Annotated in this window: 17 protein-coding genes; 12 read left to right on the top strand and 5 right to left on the bottom strand. The window is 70.8% G+C overall.

Features of this window, described 5'->3' with window-relative positions; translation table 11 throughout:
- Positions 1 to 40: 40 nt before the first annotated feature.
- The 3 genes from OG937_39220 to OG937_39230 form a co-directional block, all read right to left on the bottom strand.
- On the bottom strand, positions 41 to 997 hold the full coding sequence (locus tag OG937_39220; protein ID WUD77312.1) for a hypothetical protein: 957 nt from the start codon (positions 995 to 997) through the stop codon (positions 41 to 43).
- 91 nt (positions 998 to 1,088) lie between these two features.
- The gene (locus OG937_39225) at positions 1,089 to 1,580 is read right to left on the bottom strand and encodes an RDD family protein (protein ID WUD77313.1); all 492 of its coding nucleotides are present in this window, start codon (positions 1,578 to 1,580) and stop codon (positions 1,089 to 1,091) included.
- A 157-nt stretch (positions 1,581 to 1,737) separates the two neighbouring features.
- Positions 1,738 to 2,271 (bottom strand): VOC family protein, encoded by a 534-nt coding sequence (locus tag OG937_39230; protein ID WUD77314.1) that lies wholly within the window; start codon positions 2,269 to 2,271, stop codon positions 1,738 to 1,740.
- 103 nt (positions 2,272 to 2,374) lie between these two features.
- On the opposite strand from OG937_39230, the gene OG937_39235 reads away from it, so the two are divergent.
- From OG937_39235 to snpA, 10 genes are all read left to right on the top strand, one after another.
- Entirely contained in the window at positions 2,375 to 2,764 is a 390-nt protein-coding gene (locus tag OG937_39235; GenBank protein ID WUD77315.1) for a metalloregulator ArsR/SmtB family transcription factor, read from the top strand.
- Complete coding sequence (locus OG937_39240) at positions 2,761 to 3,489, top strand: aquaporin (GenBank protein ID WUD77316.1); 729 nt, start codon at positions 2,761 to 2,763, stop codon at positions 3,487 to 3,489. The genes OG937_39235 and OG937_39240 overlap by 4 nt, the downstream gene beginning before the upstream one ends.
- A gap of 14 nt (positions 3,490 to 3,503) precedes the next feature.
- Complete coding sequence (locus tag OG937_39245; protein ID WUD77317.1) at positions 3,504 to 3,923, top strand: arsenate reductase ArsC; 420 nt, start codon at positions 3,504 to 3,506, stop codon at positions 3,921 to 3,923.
- A gap of 66 nt (positions 3,924 to 3,989) precedes the next feature.
- Positions 3,990 to 4,544, top strand: coding sequence for a hypothetical protein (locus tag OG937_39250; GenBank protein ID WUD77318.1), 555 nt, complete (start codon positions 3,990 to 3,992; stop codon positions 4,542 to 4,544).
- A 235-nt stretch (positions 4,545 to 4,779) separates the two neighbouring features.
- Entirely contained in the window at positions 4,780 to 4,926 is a 147-nt protein-coding gene (locus OG937_39255) for a hypothetical protein (protein ID WUD77319.1), read from the top strand.
- Complete coding sequence (locus tag OG937_39260; GenBank protein ID WUD77320.1) at positions 4,923 to 5,168, top strand: hypothetical protein; 246 nt, start codon at positions 4,923 to 4,925, stop codon at positions 5,166 to 5,168. Before OG937_39255 ends, OG937_39260 begins: the two co-directional genes overlap by 4 nt.
- Before the next feature lie 278 nt (positions 5,169 to 5,446).
- Positions 5,447 to 6,382 (top strand): hypothetical protein, encoded by a 936-nt coding sequence (locus OG937_39265; GenBank protein ID WUD77321.1) that lies wholly within the window; start codon positions 5,447 to 5,449, stop codon positions 6,380 to 6,382.
- 274 nt (positions 6,383 to 6,656) lie between these two features.
- Entirely contained in the window at positions 6,657 to 7,328 is a 672-nt protein-coding gene (locus OG937_39270; GenBank protein WUD77322.1) for a DUF4097 family beta strand repeat-containing protein, read from the top strand.
- A 247-nt stretch (positions 7,329 to 7,575) separates the two neighbouring features.
- On the top strand, positions 7,576 to 8,064 hold the full coding sequence (locus tag OG937_39275) for a hypothetical protein (protein ID WUD77323.1): 489 nt from the start codon (positions 7,576 to 7,578) through the stop codon (positions 8,062 to 8,064).
- A 487-nt stretch (positions 8,065 to 8,551) separates the two neighbouring features.
- Positions 8,552 to 9,316 (top strand): snapalysin, encoded by a 765-nt coding sequence (gene snpA, locus OG937_39280; GenBank protein WUD77324.1) that lies wholly within the window; start codon positions 8,552 to 8,554, stop codon positions 9,314 to 9,316.
- 371 nt (positions 9,317 to 9,687) lie between these two features.
- On the opposite strand, the gene OG937_39285 is transcribed toward snpA, so the two are convergent.
- Positions 9,688 to 10,353, bottom strand: a complete 666-nt coding sequence (locus OG937_39285) for a nitroreductase (protein ID WUD77325.1) — start codon at positions 10,351 to 10,353, stop codon at positions 9,688 to 9,690.
- A gap of 230 nt (positions 10,354 to 10,583) precedes the next feature.
- A complete protein-coding gene (locus OG937_39290) occupies positions 10,584 to 10,958 on the bottom strand; it encodes a YidB family protein (GenBank protein WUD77326.1) in 375 nt (124 codons plus the stop codon).
- Positions 10,959 to 11,370: 412 nt separating this feature from the next.
- Between OG937_39290 and OG937_39295 the strand changes: the two genes are divergently transcribed.
- Positions 11,371 to 14,301: an AAA family ATPase gene (locus OG937_39295; GenBank protein WUD77327.1), complete on the top strand. Its 2,931-nt coding sequence runs from the start codon at positions 11,371 to 11,373 to the stop codon at positions 14,299 to 14,301.
- A 451-nt stretch (positions 14,302 to 14,752) separates the two neighbouring features.
- Positions 14,753 to 18,415, top strand: a complete 3,663-nt coding sequence (locus OG937_39300; protein ID WUD77328.1) for a S8 family serine peptidase — start codon at positions 14,753 to 14,755, stop codon at positions 18,413 to 18,415.
- The last annotated feature ends 7 nt before the right edge of the window (positions 18,416 to 18,422 follow it).

The raw sequence follows: 18,422 nt of genomic DNA on the forward strand, positions 1-18,422 counted from the left end.
CGTGACGCCGGGCACCTCTCCCTGGGCGTGCTGGTGCGCCCTACGAAGCAGGCGAAGGACCGTCGGCCATGGTGTGTCCCCGGTCGTCCGAGTCGATGAAGGCGAGTGCCCGCCTGATGTGGGGGAGAAGGTCGCCCGGATACTCGTGCCCGAGTCCCGGCAGCAATTCCACCTCGCAGGGAACTCCCTGCGAGGTGAGAAAACCGGCGAGTGCGGACAGCTTCCCGTACCGCACGCCGCCGTCGTCGTCCGCGCCCACCAAGAAGAAGCCACGCAACGGAAGGCCGCTCCGATGCCGCTTCTCGATGGACGGCAACCAGGACGCAGGGTGGGCGGTACGCGGCCCGGCCATCCCCAGCAGCACGAAGCCACGCGCCGGGACACTCCCTTCGAGCGCCAGGCGCAAGGCGGTCTCGGCGCCCATCGAGAACCCTGCGACGACCAGGCGATCCAGGTCCAACCGGTGATCGGTCGTCAGCGCCGCGTACTGTTCGCGGACATCCCGCAAAGCCAAGGCCTCGTCGTCCCAGACAGCGCGATTCCGCGCGATCCACTGCGAGGACCGGAGGGCCACGAGCAGTCGGCCTTCGCCCACGAACCCTCGCCAGGCGCTCACCGATTCGTGGGCGTTCCCGCCGTTGCCGTGCAGAGCGACGACAGCGCGATGCGGCTGCACACCGGCCTCGCGCCCCACGGCGAGGTAGCGAGGGGGGACGGAGGCGGCCCGCCGGCGAGCCGTGCTCTCACGCGCCGCCACCTCGAAGTCGGCCGTGCCCTGCAAGGGCTCCCAGGACGGCGATTGACGCAGCAACACTTCGCCGTACCAGTGGCCCCGCTCCAGGGCCTCTCGCAAGAGCGCCACGGCAAGGTCAGCGTCGCCCATCCGTGCCGCCGCACACGACCGCAGGTAGTAGACCTCCGATTCGTTCTCGGTGAACTGCGGCCCCTCGTCCGTGACGAGGCGGTACGCGTCCGCGTACCGCTGCTCGTCCGACAACTCCCTCACGCGTTCCCGCAGCCCTGGGAATCCGAGTGACGCCACCACATCCCCCTTCCGTCCACCCGCTCGGTAATGACCCGGGCGCGGTTCAGCGGGTTCGTATCACCGTGCTGCGGGCGAGTCGGTCGTGCATCCCCTGCCGGTGCGCGTCCGTGCCGATCGAGGTGACGTTCTTGATGAGGATCACCGGGACAAGCCCTATCCCCACGTTGGCGAGGTGACGTATGAGCGCCCGCCCGTAACTGATCCGGCTGGCGCTGCCGAGTCTGACCACCTTCAGTCCCATGACGCGTTTGCCCGGCGTACGGCCCCAGCGGTGGGTACTGAATGGCGAGTACGTCAGCAAGAAGGCCAGAACCCACAAGGCCGCGACCAGTTGCCAGATGGTGGCGCCCTCATCTCCGACCCCGGCGAGGACGATCCTCTCGAAGGCCAGCAGCGGCACAAGGATGACAAGCCAGGCGATCAAAAGATCGATGCCGGCGGCCCATAGACGCTGCCACAGACTCGCGGGGGTCCCGGGGCCCGAGCGTGGAGCGGGCGAGTAGAGATCGTTACCGGCCGCCAGTTGTCCGAACATGCTCGTACCGGCTCCCTTGATCGCACGGAGAGTTCCGTCGGTTCCCGGCCCTCTGATGAAAGTGCAATCGTAAGGTAAAGCGCCTGGCCTGGTACGGCCGCCTGAGGCCGCGCACATGACGCCACGACAGGGGAAAGGCAGCGCGGGGCGGCGAAGTTCAGCAGCAGCCGGTCATCGCCGGGCGACCGCGATGAGGGGTGGTGCCGGGACCGCAGGCGCAGCCGCCGCTTTCGGCGGCCGGACTGCCGTCCTGGGCGGCCTCGGCCTGCTCCCCGGAGGTGCAGCAGGTGGCCGGAGCGCCCTCCACGCTCTTGCCGAGGGTGTCGGCGTCGGCCTTGACCACGTAGACCTCCCACGGCTCCTTGCCGGGGCCGGTGACCCAGACCTTGTCCTGGAGTGCGTAACAGCAGGAGGTGTCGTTCTCCTCGAAGGTGGCCAGACCGGCTTCCTGGAGCCGGCCGGTGGCTGCGGCGACCTGCTCGGTGGAGGCGACCTCGATGCCGAGGTGGTCCAGGCGGGTGTCCCGACCGTCCTCGCCCTCGATCAGGACGAGCTTGAGCGGAGGCTCGGCGATGGCGAAGTTCGCGTAGCCGGGGCGGAGTTTGGCGGGCTCGACGCCGAAGAGCCTGGAGTAGAACGCGATGGACCCCTCGAGGTCGGCGACGCGCAGGGCGAGCTGAACACGGGACATGACGGTCTTCCTCATCTGCCAGATGCCTCTGTATCGACATTCATCGATACAGCTTGACAAGCCCGAGGTTGCCAGCTGGATCGACAGGTGTCAACATAGACACATGTCGAAATCAGAGCTGCGGATCCTCGGACAGGACGACGGGGCCGCCGTGTGCTGCTCGCCGATGGTCCGCGAACCCCTCGGCGAGGTGGACGCGGCCGACCTGGCGCGCATGTTCAAGGCGCTGTCGGACCCCGTGCGGCTGCGGCTGCTGTCGCTGATCGCCTCCCACGAGGGCGGCGAGGCCTGCGTGTGCGACCTGACCGGGCCGTTCGACGTGTCGCAGCCGACGATCTCGCACCACCTGAAGGTGCTCCGCGAAGCCGGGCTGGTCGGCTCCGAGCGGCGAGGCACCTGGGTCTACTACTGGGTGCTGCCGCCCGCGCTGGCGCGGCTCTCCGCGCTCCTCCAGGCACCGGCCGAACCGGCTGCCGCCGGGGTCCTCGGATGACCGCTTCCCTCGGTCGCCGCGTCGCGGCCGAGTTCGTGGGTACGGCCGCCCTGGTCGCGGTCGTGGTGGGCTCGGGCATCCAGGCCACCCAGCTCTCACGGGACGTCGGCGTGCAGCTGCTCGCCAACTCCCTTGCCACGGTGTTCGGCCTGGGCGTGCTCATCGTGCTGCTCGGACCCGTCTCCGGCGCGCACTTCAACCCGGTCGTCACCGTAGCCGCCTGGTGGACGGGCCGCGCCACCGGAAGCGGGCCCTGTTCGCGTGAGGTCGCGGCCTATGTGCCCGCGCAGGTCGCCGGCGCCGTCGGTGGTGCGGTCCTGGCCGACGCGATGTTCGCCGAACCCCTGGTGGCCTGGTCCGCGCACGACCGGTCTGCCGGTCACCTGTGGCTGGGCGAGGTCGTCGCGACCGCGGGCCTGATCCTGCTCGTCCTCGGCCTCGGCCGTACCGGGCAGCAGCGCCTCGCGCCGGCAGCGGTCGCCTGCTACATCGGCGCCGCCTACTGGTTCACCTCGTCCACCAGCTTCGCCAACCCCGCCGTGACGATCGGCCGCGCCTTCTCCGACACCTTCGCCGGCATCGCCCCCGCCTCCGTGGGGCCCTTCGTCGCCGCCCAGTTCGCCGGCGCCGCCCTCGGCCTTGCCTTGGTCGCCGTCCTTTTCGGACGCACCGCCCCGGCCTCGGCGCCCGTCGCCGAGCCCGGACTCGCCGCCACCAGCATCTGATCAAGGAAGACCTCGTGAGCACTCCCGCCGTCCCGTCCGTGCTGTTCGTCTGCGTCCACAACGCCGGCCGCTCCCAGATGGCCGCCGCCTTCCTCACCCACCTCGGCGGGGACCGGGTCGAGGTCCGCTCGGCCGGCTCCGCGCCCGCCGACGCGGTCAACCCCGCCGTGGTCGAGGCCATGGAGGAAGCCGGGATCGACATCTCCGCCGAGGTCCCCAAGGTCCTCACCACCGAAGCGGTGCGGTCCTCCGACGTGGTCATCACCATGGGCTGCGGGGACGCCTGCCCGTACTTCCCCGGCAAGCGCTACCTCGACTGGCAGCTGGACGACCCCGCCGGTCAGGGCGTCGACGCCGTCCGCCCGATCCGCGACGAGATCGAGCAGCGCATCGTGGGGCTGCTCACCGAACTCGGTGTCGAGACGCGGTCATGACCGCCGGATCACCTGACCTTCGCCGTCCGTAAGCTCGACCGTACGACGCGAGGGGGGGGAGGGGCTGTGGGGACCTACCGGCAGACCGTCGTGGACCTGGACGCCTCGGCGGAGGAGGCGGACGTGCGGGGCCTGTGTGGCAGGGACTGGCTCGAGGCCGAAGGCTTCATCCGCCCGGTGCCATGGCGGGACGGTGTGGCGTATCTGGCCGGCCCGCGCTGGCGGGAGGCGGTCGACCTGGTCCCCTGGGACTCGCGCGCCCGGATCAGGGAGTTGGAGGAGGAACCCGGCGGCGAGGTCCAGGTGGTCACGGGCCGTACGGTCTTCGTCGCCGGCCCGGACGAACTCCCTTCCGCGATCTGCCCCCGCTGCCAGTGCTCCACGTCCGCCTGGTCCGTCGAAACCGTCGACACCTGGTACACCACGGGTGCCGCCGACCTCGACTGCCCGGCGTGCGCCCACCCCACGCCGCTTCCCGACTGGGAGTGGACCGGCGACTACTTCGCCTTCGCCTACGTGGGCTTCCAGTTCGACGACTGGCCGCCCCTTCACCCTCATTTCACGGCCGCCTTCGGGCAGGCGCTGGGTCACCGCTTCCGCGTGCTCACGGGAAAGATCTGAGCCGGACGCGCCGGCGCCGGGCGACGTCGCCGGGCCCCGCCTGCGGCAACGAACGCAGACCTTGAGGAGCCCCTGCGCTCGCCCGAGGTGCGGCACTCTCGCGCCGGTGCCGAAGCGACCCTCCACACGAGAAACTTGACGCAGCAACAACTCTCTATGCTTGTTACTGCAAGTAATTCACGGCGTGGGCCGCCCGTTGCGAGCCCACGCGGTGACCGTTGACAAGGAACGTTTCATGGAAAGCCTCATGAAGGGCCTGCTCGGGGCCACCGCCGGGCTCGCACTGACCGCCGGCGCCCTCGGTGCCGCCGCCGGCTCCGCCGCCGCCGCGCCGGCCGCCGGCGAGGGCAACTGGAGCCCGTGCAGGGACCCGGCTTCGTGAACTGCACCAACGGCCCGAGCCGGGGCTACAAGGACGTCCCCCGCCTGGCCAAGATCACCACCATCAGCATCGACCTCAACGACAACATCCAGTCGCTGCGGACGGGCACGCAGGCCATGGAGACCTGGAACGACTACAACTTCCAGGGCACCTACGGCTACTGGGGCCCCAACTCGCAGTGGAGCAACCTGAGCTACCCGTACAGCGACGCCAACAGCTCGATCTCCCACCCCGGAATCTGACCTGAAGCGATGCCGACCGACCCCATGAAGCGCGACCGTCACACCGTGCGACCGTCGGGCTCCCCGTCACGAAAGGGCGACTCGGACGGTCAAGGGCCGCCGCCCCGCAGGCACGACCTGCCGCTGGCGGCCGGCACCCCGGCGGGGGACTGCACGGCCCGGCCGCGAGGACGCTCCTCGCCGTCGGCCTGGCAGTCCTCGCGCTCGCCGGATGCGGCTCCCCGCACACGGGAAAGCAGCCCGACGCTTCCGCGCCCACCCAGGGGTCGGCTCGGCAGATGCTGAGCATTCTGCGAACCGTGCTGCCCGAGGGCACCGTCTCGGAGCAGCACGGTCAGGGACCGGACGGCAATACCGGCCGGCCGCCCTCCGCCCAGGTGGTCCTCGCCCGGGACGGGCGGGCGGCACGGCTCACGGTCACCTTGAACCGGTACTCGCTTCCGGTACCCGAGCAGTTCTCGACGTGCCCCGACTCGGCCTACCACCCGTACAGCCACTGCACGCAGGCCCGGCTGTCCGACGGAGCTCTGCTCACGCAGGACCGGTCCCCGGTGGATGAGAAACGACCGTCGGGCGCGCACGTGTTGACCACGCTGCTCACCCACAAGGACGGCACCCAGGTGTTCGTCTCGCAGGCCCCTGGTGCCACCGGGAGCCCGACGGCCGGGGAGGCCCCGCTTCCCCTGACGGCGAAGGATCTCGCGGCCATCGCCGGTTCCCCCGCCTGGAAGCCCGTCCTGCCCGCCACGCCCGTCCCGCGGACCGCTCCACCCGGATCATCGCTCGTCCCCAGGATGACCGGCCGCCAGATCACGGACACCATCGCCGACCTGCTGCCCCCGGCGCTGCGCATCGCACAGCAGGACGGGTCGCTCGGCTTCGGCCACCTCACAGCTGACGACGGCCGGGGCAAGAGCCTCATCGCCGTCAACGTCCAGCAGTGGAAGGCCGGGAGCCCCGCCCTCGACGAGCTGTTCCACTCCGCCCGCACGCTCCCGGACGGCATCCACGCGGCTCCGTCGTCGCACGGTGGAGCAGGTGCCGTCGAATGGACCGTCGACACGCTGCGCCCCGACGGCCTGCGCGTGGTGATCACCGCGGTCAACGCGCCCGCCTACCAGCTGCCCGCATCACGGGCCGAACCCGTCCTGACCACGCGGCAACTCCAGCGCATCGCCCTCGACTCCGCCTGGCGGCGGGCCGCAACGGACTGAGGCCGTAGCGACGGGTCGGCCTCCCGGCCATCGCGGCTTCCTTCGTGGACCGCGGACTCTTCTCTGTAGCGTTCACCATTCATTCATTGCAATGCATCAAGGGTGAGGTGTTGCATTGCATTCACGGCCATTGCAACGAATTCTCTGCAATGACCTGCGGATATGTGCTAGTTGCGCAACAATCCTGTTGCCGTATCGACGAACGCAACGTAGCGTTTCCTATGTCAGAAACACCGGGACGCACCGGCGCCCGATGGAGACGAAGGAGAGCACGATGCAGAAGTTCGACACCCCCGCCCCGATCCTGGCCGTCCTCGACGTCCCCGCCGGACGCATCCGGTTCATCGCCGCCGACCGGGGCGACGCCACCGTCGAGGTCCTGGCCGCGGACGCCTCGAAGAGCCGCGACGTGAAGGCGGCGGAGCAGGCCGAGGTCGCCTACCGCGACGGCGTGCTGCGGATCGAGGTCCCGGCGGCGAAGAGCCGGGTCCTCGGCGCGTCCGGGTCCATCGACGTGACGGTCCAACTGCCCACCGGCTCGCGCATCGAGGCGAAGGCGGCCGCCGCCGAACTCCGCGGCGTGGGACGGCTCGGCGACGTCGTCATTGAGGGCCAGCAGGCCACGGTCAAGCTCGACGAGGCCGAGAGCGCCCGCATCTCCGTCCTCGCCGGCGACATCGCGGTCGGCCGCCTGGGCGGCCCCGCCGAGATCAGCACCCAGAAGGGCGACCTCGTCATCACCGAAGCCGTGCGCGGCACCGTCACGCTGCGGACCGAGCACGGCGTGATCTCGGTGGGCGCCGCCCGCGGAGTCTCCGCCTCCCTGGACGCCGGCACCGCCTACGGCCGGATCGACAACACCCTCAAGAACACCGACGGTGCCGCCGCCGACCTGGACATCCACGCGACCACCTCCTACGGCGACATCACCGCCCGCAGCCTGTGATCGCGAAGGAGCACCCCTCATGAGCAACCTGGCCATCGCGGCGCACCTGCTCCGCAAGTCCTGCGACCAGGACGCGAAGTAACCGCCATGGCAACGCGGGCCGTCTCCCGTAACTCGCCACACCCCAGGGCGGCGTACACCGACACCCGTCGGAGTGCGCCGCCCCGTTCGTGCGCGCGGTGGCCCGCCTCCTGCCGTGTCTGTCGACCCGTTACGATCGCGGCTCACCCGCAGACGAGGATGTGCCGTGGACGAGGAGCACTCCGTCGATCGAGACGAGGTCACGCTCGGGCCGTACGATCGCGCAGCCCGCGGCTGCACGGCCGCCCTCGTTTTCGCCTTTGCCGTTCTCGTGGTGCTGTTCAGCTTCGCGGGCACCATCGAGATGGAGTCGTTTCCCGGGCTGCGGGAGAACAGGGGGCCGCTGATCGTCTCCATGCTGGTGTTCGCAGCCCTGGTGGCCGTCGGCGGACTGGCGCTCTCCGGCTGGCGGTCCTACGGCGGATGGGCTGCTGTCGCCTGCGTCGGCGCTCTCGCGGCACTGCGGATGTGGACGCTCGCGCCCACGCTTCACTGCTGGACGTACGACAGCGTGGGGCGCAACGACGATGGTTCGTACTACTGCGTGAACCGGGGTTACATGCTTCCCCGAGGCCCGGAGGCGGGCGAGGAACCGACCGACTACCTCTCCTTCGCGCCGCACGGCGGGCCCGGCTTCCATCTCGATCAGGACTGAGCGGCGGCTCAGCGCCGAGGGATGACTCCCTGGGGGGCGACTCGGGGCCGGTGCGGCGCGAAAGAGACGGAACCGCATAATTCTATGATGTCGGTCACAGCGTTCCGCCAACCAACTGGCGCACTTAGTAGACACGGCGTGGCAGATACCTGAGGGTTTGTCCCTTTTTGCCTGGATGTTGATCCCGCAGCGCGTCCCGGAATTACGCCCGGCCGACCCGCAGGCCCGTTGCCCTGCGGTGCAAGGTTTCTGACGTCGCGACAGCTTTCCCTCCCGCCGCCATGTGCCAACTGGAGGCACGCGCACTGTCCTGGCGAGGTCCCGGGACCTACGAGGCGACGTAGTGGCGGGACCCCTTTGCGCTCCCTGCCGAGGCGTTCTAACAATGACCCCTCACAGGACGTCGCTGCAGTTCGGAACCGGTGTTCACGCGGAGTCGACCGCGCACCGGGCGCTCGACGTCACCGAGTGAGAAGGAGCCCCTCACATGAAGTCGTCCCGAACCTCCGCGAGGCTCCTCGCCGTCGCTCTCGGCCTGGGTCTGGCCTCCAGCGCGCTGGGCGTGGCGGTGCCGGCGAGCGCCCAGACGCCCGCCACCCCGCCCGCTTCCACCGGTACCTCCGTGGCGCGGTACGACGGGTCGGTTGCGGAGACCGCGAACAACACGGCGTTCTTCAAGGCTGTGCTCAAGTCGGTCGCCGAGAAGCGCGCCGCCCAGCCCACCGCGCAGGCGGTGACCGTCTACTACGACGCCTCCCAGGCACCGAGCTTCCGTTCGCAGATATCGAGCGCGGCCTCGATCTGGAACAGCTCCGAGTCCAACGTCAAGCTCCAAGAGGCCTCGAGCGGTGCCGACTTCTCCTACTACGAAGGCAACGACTCGCGCGGGTCCTACGCCTCCACCAACGGCCACGGGAGCGGCTACATCTTCCTCGACTACACCCAGAACCAGCAGGACGACTCGGTCCGCGTCGTCACCCATGAGACCGGGCACGTGCTGGGCCTGCCGGACAACTACAGCGGGCCGTGCAGTGAGCTGATGTCGGGCGGCGGCCCCGGCCCGTCCTGCACCAACCGCTACCCGAACGCCACCGAGCGCTCGCGTGTCGACCAGTTGTGGGCCACCGGACTCGCGCAGGCCCCGGGCACGCTCAACCAGCCCGGTGACCAGCTGAGCCCTGCACCGCCGGCGGGGACCGTGACGCCGGGCCACGGTCCGGGGCGTCATCGCAACAGCACGCCCTGGAATTGATCGTGTCCCCAAGGGGGAAGCGCCCCGTTGTCGAGGATGGCGTCAGCCGCATGCTCAAGACGGTCGTCTGAGCACTCGTGCCGGCTGGCCGACAGGCGCTGGTGCTTTGTACGGCTGTCCCGGGAAGGCGAAGCCAACCCCCCCACTGGTTGGTGACCTTGAACGTGGCCAACAGGGCGGGTTGGTCGCCGGCACTGCCAGCCTGGCCACGATCAGCAGAAGCCGGCTCTCTCGCCACCCGCCCTCGCCCATATAGGCACCCCCGGAGCTGGGACGGCGGGCCTCGCACATGGACGGACAGCCGCCTCGGCCTCGTCCAAGCGAGGCCGTCCCAGTGCCGGTCCCGCACGCGAGCCCGGTGAAGGGCCGCGTCATGCCCCGACGAAGCTCACCGTCTCCGTGATGTCCGCGCGCCCGGTGCGCAGTCGAGGTACGCCCTCCTTCTCGAAGCCCACCGCGACGCCGCAGAACAGCACGAGGCCGTCGCGGGCCCCGACGGCCTGGCTGACGGTCCTGCGGTACAGGGTCCACATCACCTGGGGGCAACTGTGCAGGCCTTCCGCCCTCAGCAGCAGCATGACCGTCTGCAGGTACATCCCCGCGTCGGCCCACTGTCCGAGCCCCATCGTCCGGTCGAGGTAGCAGAACAGGACGACCGGCGCCCCGAACGCCTCCGAGTTCAAGGCCGCGATCTTCCTGGGCCTGTCGGGGTCGTCGCGCGCGATCCCCAGCGCTTCGTACCGCTGGGCGGCCGCGGCGGAGAAGCGGTCCAGATAGGGCGAGGTCAGTTCGGCCGGGTACATCGGGTACTCCCGGTCGTCACCCGGGTCGCCCGCCAGGGCCCGGGCCGTCGCGTGCCGCTTCAGTTCGGACAGGGGCCCGCCGGTCACGACGTACACATGCCAGGGCTGGAGGTTGCCACTCGACGGAGCACGCGTCGCCGCGGCCAGCACTCTCTCCAGAGTCTCCCTGGACACCGGCGCGTCGCTGAACGCCCGTACGGCCCGGCGACTGTCCACGGCTTCGTACACGTCCACGTCTTCCCGCCCTCTCACTCCACGACGACCACCTCTCTACCGTCTTCGGCACGTGCGAGTCGCCGGGTCGCACACCAGACATGCCGAGCAGATGCCGCGCGCCCGGTCCGCGATGCGGATCGGGCGCGCGGCAGGGCGCTTCGGGCAGGGCTGCTCCGGCTTCGTGATCCGGAACGGACAGGGCCGGCGCTACGGGTGAGCGCCGGCCCTGCGACTGTCGTCGCCGGTGGTCACCCGCGGCGCTCGATCGTGTGGCCCAGCACGTCGATGACCGATTCCTTGCGGGCGTCGATGGAGGACGGTTCGATGCTGCTACTGCGTATGTCGATCTTGCCGTCGGGAGATGCCTTGTCGATGACCTCGGGCAGTTCGGCGGCGAGGGCGTCGGGCTTCACGCCGGCCTGCTTGCTGGCCTCGGCCACCTTGTCGGCGCCGAACGCGTCCTCGATCTGCCTCGTCGTGACCGGTTCGTTGGGACCGTTGCCGAGCCATGAGTCGACGACGCCCTTCAGGCCGCTGTCGCTCAGGAGCTTCGTCGCACCCTCGAGCAGTGCCTGCAGCTCGTCCATCATGCCGCCGCCGCTGCTCTTCGTGGGGTCAGCCATGGGTTACTCCCGTGGTTGTGGTCTGTGCGGGCGACACGCGGCGATTTCGGATGCTGCGCCGGTCGGCGATGGGGTGGGGCCGACATACTGTTGCCGCAGGTCGCACATGGTGTCGCCTCGCTCGTACACCCCTCTCCAGGCCAGCACGAGACGTCCGCGGCCGCCGTGCGATTAGCCCATTCGGGTGAGGCGAGGTGGCCCCCCGGCGCGTGTCGGCGTGGTGCCGGGCCGGGCCGGCGACCGGCAGGCGCGGCGTCGGTGCCGGGAACATGCTCGACGCCATGGCGGCCCCGTACGAGGAGGCCGCGGAACCGCTCGTCGTTCAACTGTCCGAGCCGATACCGCCACCCAAATGATCTCTCCCGGATAAAGTCAGCACCGGCGTAGCGCTGATCGACCAAGGGAGCGGACGGTGGCTGGACGGACCGAGACCGAAGCCGGTCGGCATCCGGCGCTCTCCGCGCCGCGGTTCGTCGGCCGGGACCGGGAGCTCGCCGCCCTGGACGGGGCGCTCGGGCCGGCCCCCGCGGTCGTCCTGCTCGACGGTGAGGCGGGTATCGGCAAGACCCGGCTGTTGCGTGAATTCCTGGGGTCGCAGGCCGAGCGGGGACGTCGTGTCCTCGTCGGGGCCTGCCCGGAGCTGCGGGTGCCGTACACGCTCGGTGCGGTCGTGGACGCGGTGCGCGACGGCGTTGACAACGTTGCCATCCTGGGGCTGAGCGGGCTGGGCGGTGCGCTGCGCCCCCTTTTCCCCGAGTGGGCCGACGACCTGCCTCCGGCACCGGAGCCGCTGGAGGACGCGAGCGCCGCCCGGCACCGGCTGTTCCGCGCGTTCGTCGAGGTCCTCGGCCGGCTCGACGTCGCGGTGCTGGCGATCGAGGACGTCCACTGGGCGGACGAGGCGACGCTGGAGTTCCTGCTGTTCCTGGTCTCCCGCCGACCGCAGACGCTGAGCGTGGTGCTGACCTACCGGCGGGAGGAAGTGCCCGCCGACTCGCTGCTGCTGCGGCTGTCCTCCCGCCCGCCCGCCGACGCGCACCTGGTCAGGCTGACACTGCAGCCGCTGGACATCCCCGAGACCGCGTCATTCGTCTCGTCGATGCTGGCGGGCGGCCACGTCTCGACCGAGTTCGCGACCTTCCTGCACGCACGCACGGAGGGCGTGCCGCTGGCGGTGGAGGAGTCGGTGCGGCTGATGCACGACCGGGCCGACCTCATCAGCCAGGACGGCGGGTGGGCGCGGCGCCGGCTGGACCGCATCGACGTGCCGCCCACGATCCGCGACGCCATGCTCGAACGCGTCCAGCGGCTCCGGCCCGATGACCGGACCGTCCTGTACGCGGTGTCGGTACTGTCCGGCCCGGCCGACCACGCGACCCTGAGGGCCGTGACCGGCCTGCCCGAGGACCGGTTCGCCGCGCAGGCGGCAGAAGCGCTCGGCTGCGGCCTGCTGCGTGAGGACAGGCCCGGGCAGTGGTCGTTCCGCCACTCGCTGGCGTGTCACGCCGTGTACGACGCCATCCCGGCCGAGGAGCGGCGCGCCATGCATCTGCGCGCGGGCCGGGCACTGGAGCGATGGCCGATGCCGCCGGTGGCGCAGTTGGCCCGGCACTTCCGGCTGGCCGGCGAGGTCGACGCCGCGTGCCGGTACACCGAGCAGGCGGCCGACCTCTGCGTCCAGTCCGGAGACGTGGCCACCTCCGCACTGCTGCTGCACAGCCTGGTGACCACCGTGGCCCTCCCGGCGGAACCGCTGGTACGGCTGGTGACGAAGATCCAGTTCCAGGCGCTGTCCGGCTCCGACCCGTACTCGAAGACCATCGACGCGCTGCGAGCGGCCCTCGGCAGCCAGGTCCTGACGCCGGGACAGCAGGCCCTGGTCCGCTTCCAGGTCGGACGGGTCCTCATGGTGGCGGGAGAGATCGAGGCGGGCCGCCTCGAGATCCTGCGAGCGGTGCCCCATCTCGCACCGGACTCGCCTGAGGCGCCGCGCGCCCGCATCCTGCTCGCCCTGCCCCTGGGGAACGCACGCCCGGTCGCGGAACACCTGCGGTGGCTGCAGGAAGCACCGCCGCTGGCCCAGGCGATGGCCTCCCACGACCGGCTGCGCCTGTTCGTGGAACGCGCCTTCGCGCTGCTCATGCTCGGCGAGGAGGCCGGCTGGGACGCGGCCCGGCAGATCCCGGACGACGTCTCCGACCCCCGGGCGGCGGCCATCGTCGCGATAGGCCACACGAACGTCGGCGAGGAGGCGACGCGATGGGGCCGGTACGACGAGGCCAGGGCACGGCTGGCCACGGCCCAGGCACTCGCCGAGCGCCACCAGCTCCTGGACTACCTCGACAGCATCGCCTCCTCCCGGGCCCACCTCGACTGGTTCACCGGCGCCTGGGCGGGACTCGCCGACCGGACGGCGCGGCTGGTCGACGACGACGACGGCGTCCGGCTGAAGGACCGGTGCGAGGCCGCGCTCGTGGCGGGCCTGATCCAGGCCGCCGCCGGGGACCGGGAGGCAGCGGAGGCACGCCTGCGCTTCGCCGGACGCGACGACCAGCAACGCATCGAGGCCGCGGCCGCGCTGGCGCAGCTGTGCCTGCGCGACGGCGACGTCGAGGAGGCGCTCCGCCTCACCGACCAGCCGGCCGAGATCGCCGTCAGCGGCGGCATCTGGTCCCGGGCCGTCGAGTTCGCCCCGGCACGGGTCGCGGCCCTGGTCGCCGCCGGTCAGCTCGGCCGCGCCGCCGACCTGGCCGACACCTTCGAGGGGGCCCTGGGCGACAGGGACGCCCCGGCGCCGCGGGCGTCCGTGGTGCTGTGCCGCGCCATCCTGGCCGAAGCCGGCGGCCGGCTCGCCGACGCCGCCTCGCTGTTCGCCCGGGCGGCCGACGCCTGGCAGGCGCTGCCGCGCCCCTACGACGCCCTGCTCGCACGGGAGCGCCACGCCCGCTGCCTGCTCGCCGACGGCCGGGACGAGGCCGCGCTGCCGGTGCTGTCCGACGTCCGGCGAGCACTGTCGGAGCTCGGCGCCCACCACGACGCCGACCGGGTGGCACGGACCCTGAACGAGCGGGGTGGGGACACCCGCGAGACGCGCGGCCGGGGCCGGCCCAGCTACGGCAACCACCTCTCCCCGCGCGAATTGGAAGTCGCCCGCCTGCTGCTCGACGGCCGGACGAACCGGCAGATCGCCGACGTGCTGGTGGTGTCGACGCAGACCGTGGCCAGCCAGGTGAAGTCGGCCATGCGCAAACTGCAGGTGACGTCGCGGACCGGACTCGCCCTCAGGGTCGTGGAGTTGGGGATCGTGGGCGAGCAGGGGCAAACACCGCCGGGCGACGAGTGAATTCACCGCCGTCGCCCGGGACGAAAAAAAGGGCGCACGGGCGAACGACGAGTTAAATCCCGCATCTGACCAATCGAGCCGGTGCCGACCCCGGTTGCACACTCGTCCCCATGTTGCCCGCAGAACCGCTGACACCCGAACCGGCAGATGACCCGGCCGTTTCGGCACGCCGTGCGAAGGACGGACCGGTACCGGCAGGACCGCAGGCCGATCCGGCAGACGCCCCGACCACCGAGGACGCGGGTGATGCCGCCGTTGCCGGCGAGTACGAACCGCTCTAGCGCGGAGGCCCAGGGGCGGACCGTGATCGCCCGTGGCGCGGGGCGCCGCCCGAGCCAGTCCACCTGGTGGGGGCGCGGAGTCCTCGCGCACGGGGAGTCCGATCGCAGACGTCCTGCACGTCCCCCCACCCCCGATATCCCCCGTCATTCATCTCACAGGAGACTCATAGATGAGGCGAAGCTCAAGGAAGCGTCTCGGTAGACGCCTGGGCGCGGTGACCGTCGGTCTGACCGTCTTCGGCATGGTCGTGTCGACCACGGCGACCCAGGCCGCCGAGCCGACCCGGAAGTCGCCGCTTCCCGGGGTCGTACAGACGAACAGCCCGACGATGATCGCCAACGACGACCTGGCACGGATCGTCTCCGCGTCCGGCGGATCCGTCCCGGTGACGCTGATCACCGGCGACAAGGTGCACGTCGGCGTCGACGACGACGGCAAGCCCGTCGTCCGCGACATCGACAGCGCGGATCGGCCCGATGGACCCCCGGGCGTGTTCCACACCATCACCCGCCAGGGCAAGGTGTACGTCGTGCCGGACGACGCCCTCGCGCTGGTCGGCAAGGGACTGCTCGACTGGGGGCTCTTCGACCTGTCCCAGCTGGTGACCCTCGTCGCGGCGGGCAAGGGCGACGCGGTGCCGGTGCTCGTCACCTACACCGGAACGGCCGGCGCCGACAAGACCCGGAAGGTCGCCGGCGCGTCGGGCGGCAGGGCGCTCCCGAGCATCAACGGCCGCTCGATGAAAATCGCCGACGGCGGACGGTGGTGGCAGGGGGTACGGGGCAAGACGGACCCCACGTCCGCCGCCGCCCGGTCCGCCGGTTCCCTGGCCGGGGTCAAGAAGGTCTGGCTCAACGGCATGTCGCATGTCGACCTCGAGCAGTCGGTGCCGCAGATCGGCGCGCCCGTCGCCTGGGAGCGCGGCTACGACGGCACCGGCGTGACCGTGGCGGTGCTGGACACCGGTATCGACGCCACCCACCCGGACGTGTCCGGCAGCATCGCCGGGCAGGTCGACTTCACCGGCAGTCCCACGGGCACCAAGGACGGGCACGGACACGGCACCCACGTGGCGTCCACGGTCCTCGGCAGCGGTGCCGCGTCCAAGGGGCTGCGCAAGGGCGTCGCCCCCGGCGCCAAGCTGCTGGTCGGCAAGGTCTGCGACGACAACGGGCAGTGCCCCGACGACGGGATCATCGCGGCCATGGACTGGGCCGCCCACTCGGGGGCCAAGGTCGTCAACATGAGCCTCGGCGGTGAACCCACCGACGGCACCGACCCGATGAGCCAGGCGCTCAACGAGCTCAGCCGCGCCACCGGGACCCTGTTCGTGGTCGCGGCCGGAAACTCCGGCTTCGTCGCCCAGAAGGTCGTCTCCCCGGGCTCCGCCGACGACGCCCTGACCGTCGCGGCCGTCGACAAGAGCGGCGACATGGCCACCTTCTCCAACCGCGGACCGCGGATCGGGGACGGCGCCGCCAAGCCGGACATCGCGGCTCCGGGCGTCGACATCGTCGCGGCACGCGCCGCCGGCACGGCCATGGGCACTGTGGTGGACGAGTACTACACGTCGTCCAACGGGACCTCGATGGCCACGCCCCACGTGGCCGGCGCCGCGGCCATCGTCGCCCAGCAGCACCCGGAGCTGACCGGTCAGCAGATCAAGGCGCTGCTGATGGACACCGCAAGCGACCTGGGGCACGACATGTACGCCCAGGGCAGGGGCCTGGTGGACCTGGCGACCGCGACCAATCCGCAGATCGTCCCGAAGGGGAACCTGAACTTCGGCCGCCTGGCCTACCCGCAGTCGGCGGTGACGAAGAAGATCACGTACACCAACCGCGGCGACAAGGCGACCACGTTGCATCTGACGATGCCGGTCTCCTTCGCCGACGGCAAGCCGGCCGCGGCAGGCCTGTTCACCCTCAGCACGGACACGGTGGTCGTTCCCGCAGGCGGGTCCGCCGAGGTGTCGGTGACGCTCGACGGCAGCGTGCTGGGCACGGACGGGGCCCACGGCGGCTACAACGGGCTGCTGAGCGCCCGTGACGACTCCGGCGCGATACGGCTGAGTTCGGGGATCCACACCTTCGTCGAAGCCCAGAAGTTCCCGCTGACCCTGAACGTCGTGCCCCCGGCGGGTGCCACCGACGTCCGTTACGGCACCGCCACCTTCATGCCGGTCGACGACCAGGTCCACCTGCATGCGGGCCAGGTCTTCGAAGTCGGCGCGGACACCGTGACCGAGCAGCTCTTCCGCGGCACCTACGCGGTGCAGATGCCGGTCACCTGGCGGGACGCGACCGGCCAGTGGCAGCAGGCCCAGCCGATCGCACCGGAGGTGAGCCTCACCAAGGCGAGCACGGTCACGCTGGACCTGCGCAAGGCCAAGCCGCTGAGCGTGCAGTACCCGGAGTCCACCGAGACCTACAACGCGACCGACGTCGTCAACCGGGTCTCCGCGACCGGGGCATGGACGACGGGCACGGCGCTCACGTACGACTACAAGGCCGGCGAGCCGAACTGGTGGGTGCTGCCCACCGGAAAGGTGAGCGAGGGCACCTTCACCCACGACTTCTACAGCTCGCGGACGACTCCCGTCGTCACCATGCGCGCCACCGGCGGCGGTGCCCCCTCCAGCCTGTCCGCCCGCTACGTGACCCCGGACGGCGGGCTGACCGAGACGCAGGCGTGGCTGCGGGACAACGGGGACCCGAGCACCCGCGAAGCCGCGATCCAGGTTCCCCGCCTGCCGGTCAAGGGACACCTGCCGGTGGTCCACGCCGGCACCGGGACCGCCGCCGAACTCGCGGACGTCGACGCCCGGGGCAAGCTCGTACTCCTCACGCCGACCGACATCTGTCAGGGCACCTGCGACTACGCGAAGCTCCGGGACGAGCGGGTGGCGGCCGCTGCCACAGCCGGGGCCGTCGGCGTGCTGGTCGCGGCACCGGGCCTCACTTCGCTGGGCCGCCCCTCGGAGTTGGACCAGTGCGTGGACGGGCCGCAGAGCTGCCCGGCGATCCAGCCGTACGCCGCACTGCCCATCGTGAGCGTGCCCTACGCCGAGGCCGAAGGCCTGATCAAGCGGATCAAGGCCGACCGGAAGCACGTCGAGATCAGCCTCGGCGGCAGCGTCGTGCCGAGGGCGTACGCCGCCAGGTACCACGACGAGGGACAGATCCGGCCGAACGCCTACAAGGCCGGAAAGGGCGATCTGGACCGGGTCGACCTCTCCTTCCACGCGTCACGCCCCGGTGAGGTGCACCAGCTGAGCTGGAGGCAGTCCCTCCAGGCCACCCCCGTCACGTCGCAGGTGTCCCTGCCGCACCCGGCCACGCGGCAGACCATGACCACCTTCGTCAAGCAGGAGGACAACGCGATCAGCCGGTTCACCGCCTCCTGGGCCGAGGTCGGAGCGGACTCCTTCCTGGCGCACAACCGCACCGAGATGAACGACATGGTCCTCACCGGCAGGGACGAGATCCACTGGAACTCGGGGCCCGCCGTACCGGGGGCCGTGCCACAGGTGCGGACCGAGTCCGGCTTCTCGGTCGAGGCCGGACCGTGCTCGGGCTGCCGGCAGGGCGACACCTTCTACCCCACCGTCTACCTGACGGGCAGCGGCGGCGGCCGCCAGGCCCTGATCGGCATCGTCGACGACGAGCTGCTCCAGCACGAGTTCCTCGAGATCCCCTCCTGCGGGACGGTTCCCTCGCCCACCATTCCGAACCTCGACTCCACCTGCGACTTCAAGCTGCTGAACGCGTCCGGTGACGAGATCGAGCGTCACACGCAGCACCTCCCGGACGAGACCTGGGCGACCCTGTGATGGCACT

It is taken from the genome of Streptomyces sp. NBC_00510 (assembly GCA_036013505.1).
In the GTDB taxonomy this organism is placed as follows: domain Bacteria; phylum Actinomycetota; class Actinomycetes; order Streptomycetales; family Streptomycetaceae; genus Actinacidiphila.

Excerpts from the sequence above, each read along its gene's own strand:
- OG937_39225 (WUD77313.1), bottom strand. The coding sequence starts at position 1,580 with ATGTTCGGACAACTGGCGGCCGGTAACGATCTCTACTCGCCCGCTCCA.
- OG937_39230 (WUD77314.1), bottom strand. The coding sequence starts at position 2,271 with ATGTCCCGTGTTCAGCTCGCCCTGCGCGTCGCCGACCTCGAGGGGTCC.
- OG937_39235 (WUD77315.1), top strand. The coding sequence starts at position 2,375 with ATGTCGAAATCAGAGCTGCGGATCCTCGGACAGGACGACGGGGCCGCC.
- OG937_39240 (WUD77316.1), top strand. The coding sequence starts at position 2,761 with ATGACCGCTTCCCTCGGTCGCCGCGTCGCGGCCGAGTTCGTGGGTACG.
- OG937_39255 (WUD77319.1), top strand. The coding sequence starts at position 4,780 with ATGGAAAGCCTCATGAAGGGCCTGCTCGGGGCCACCGCCGGGCTCGCA.
- OG937_39265 (WUD77321.1), top strand. The coding sequence starts at position 5,447 with ATGCTGAGCATTCTGCGAACCGTGCTGCCCGAGGGCACCGTCTCGGAG.
- OG937_39270 (WUD77322.1), top strand. The coding sequence starts at position 6,657 with ATGCAGAAGTTCGACACCCCCGCCCCGATCCTGGCCGTCCTCGACGTC.
- snpA (WUD77324.1), top strand. The coding sequence starts at position 8,552 with ATGAAGTCGTCCCGAACCTCCGCGAGGCTCCTCGCCGTCGCTCTCGGC.
- OG937_39290 (WUD77326.1), bottom strand. The coding sequence starts at position 10,958 with ATGGCTGACCCCACGAAGAGCAGCGGCGGCGGCATGATGGACGAGCTG.
- OG937_39300 (WUD77328.1), top strand. The coding sequence starts at position 14,753 with ATGAGGCGAAGCTCAAGGAAGCGTCTCGGTAGACGCCTGGGCGCGGTG.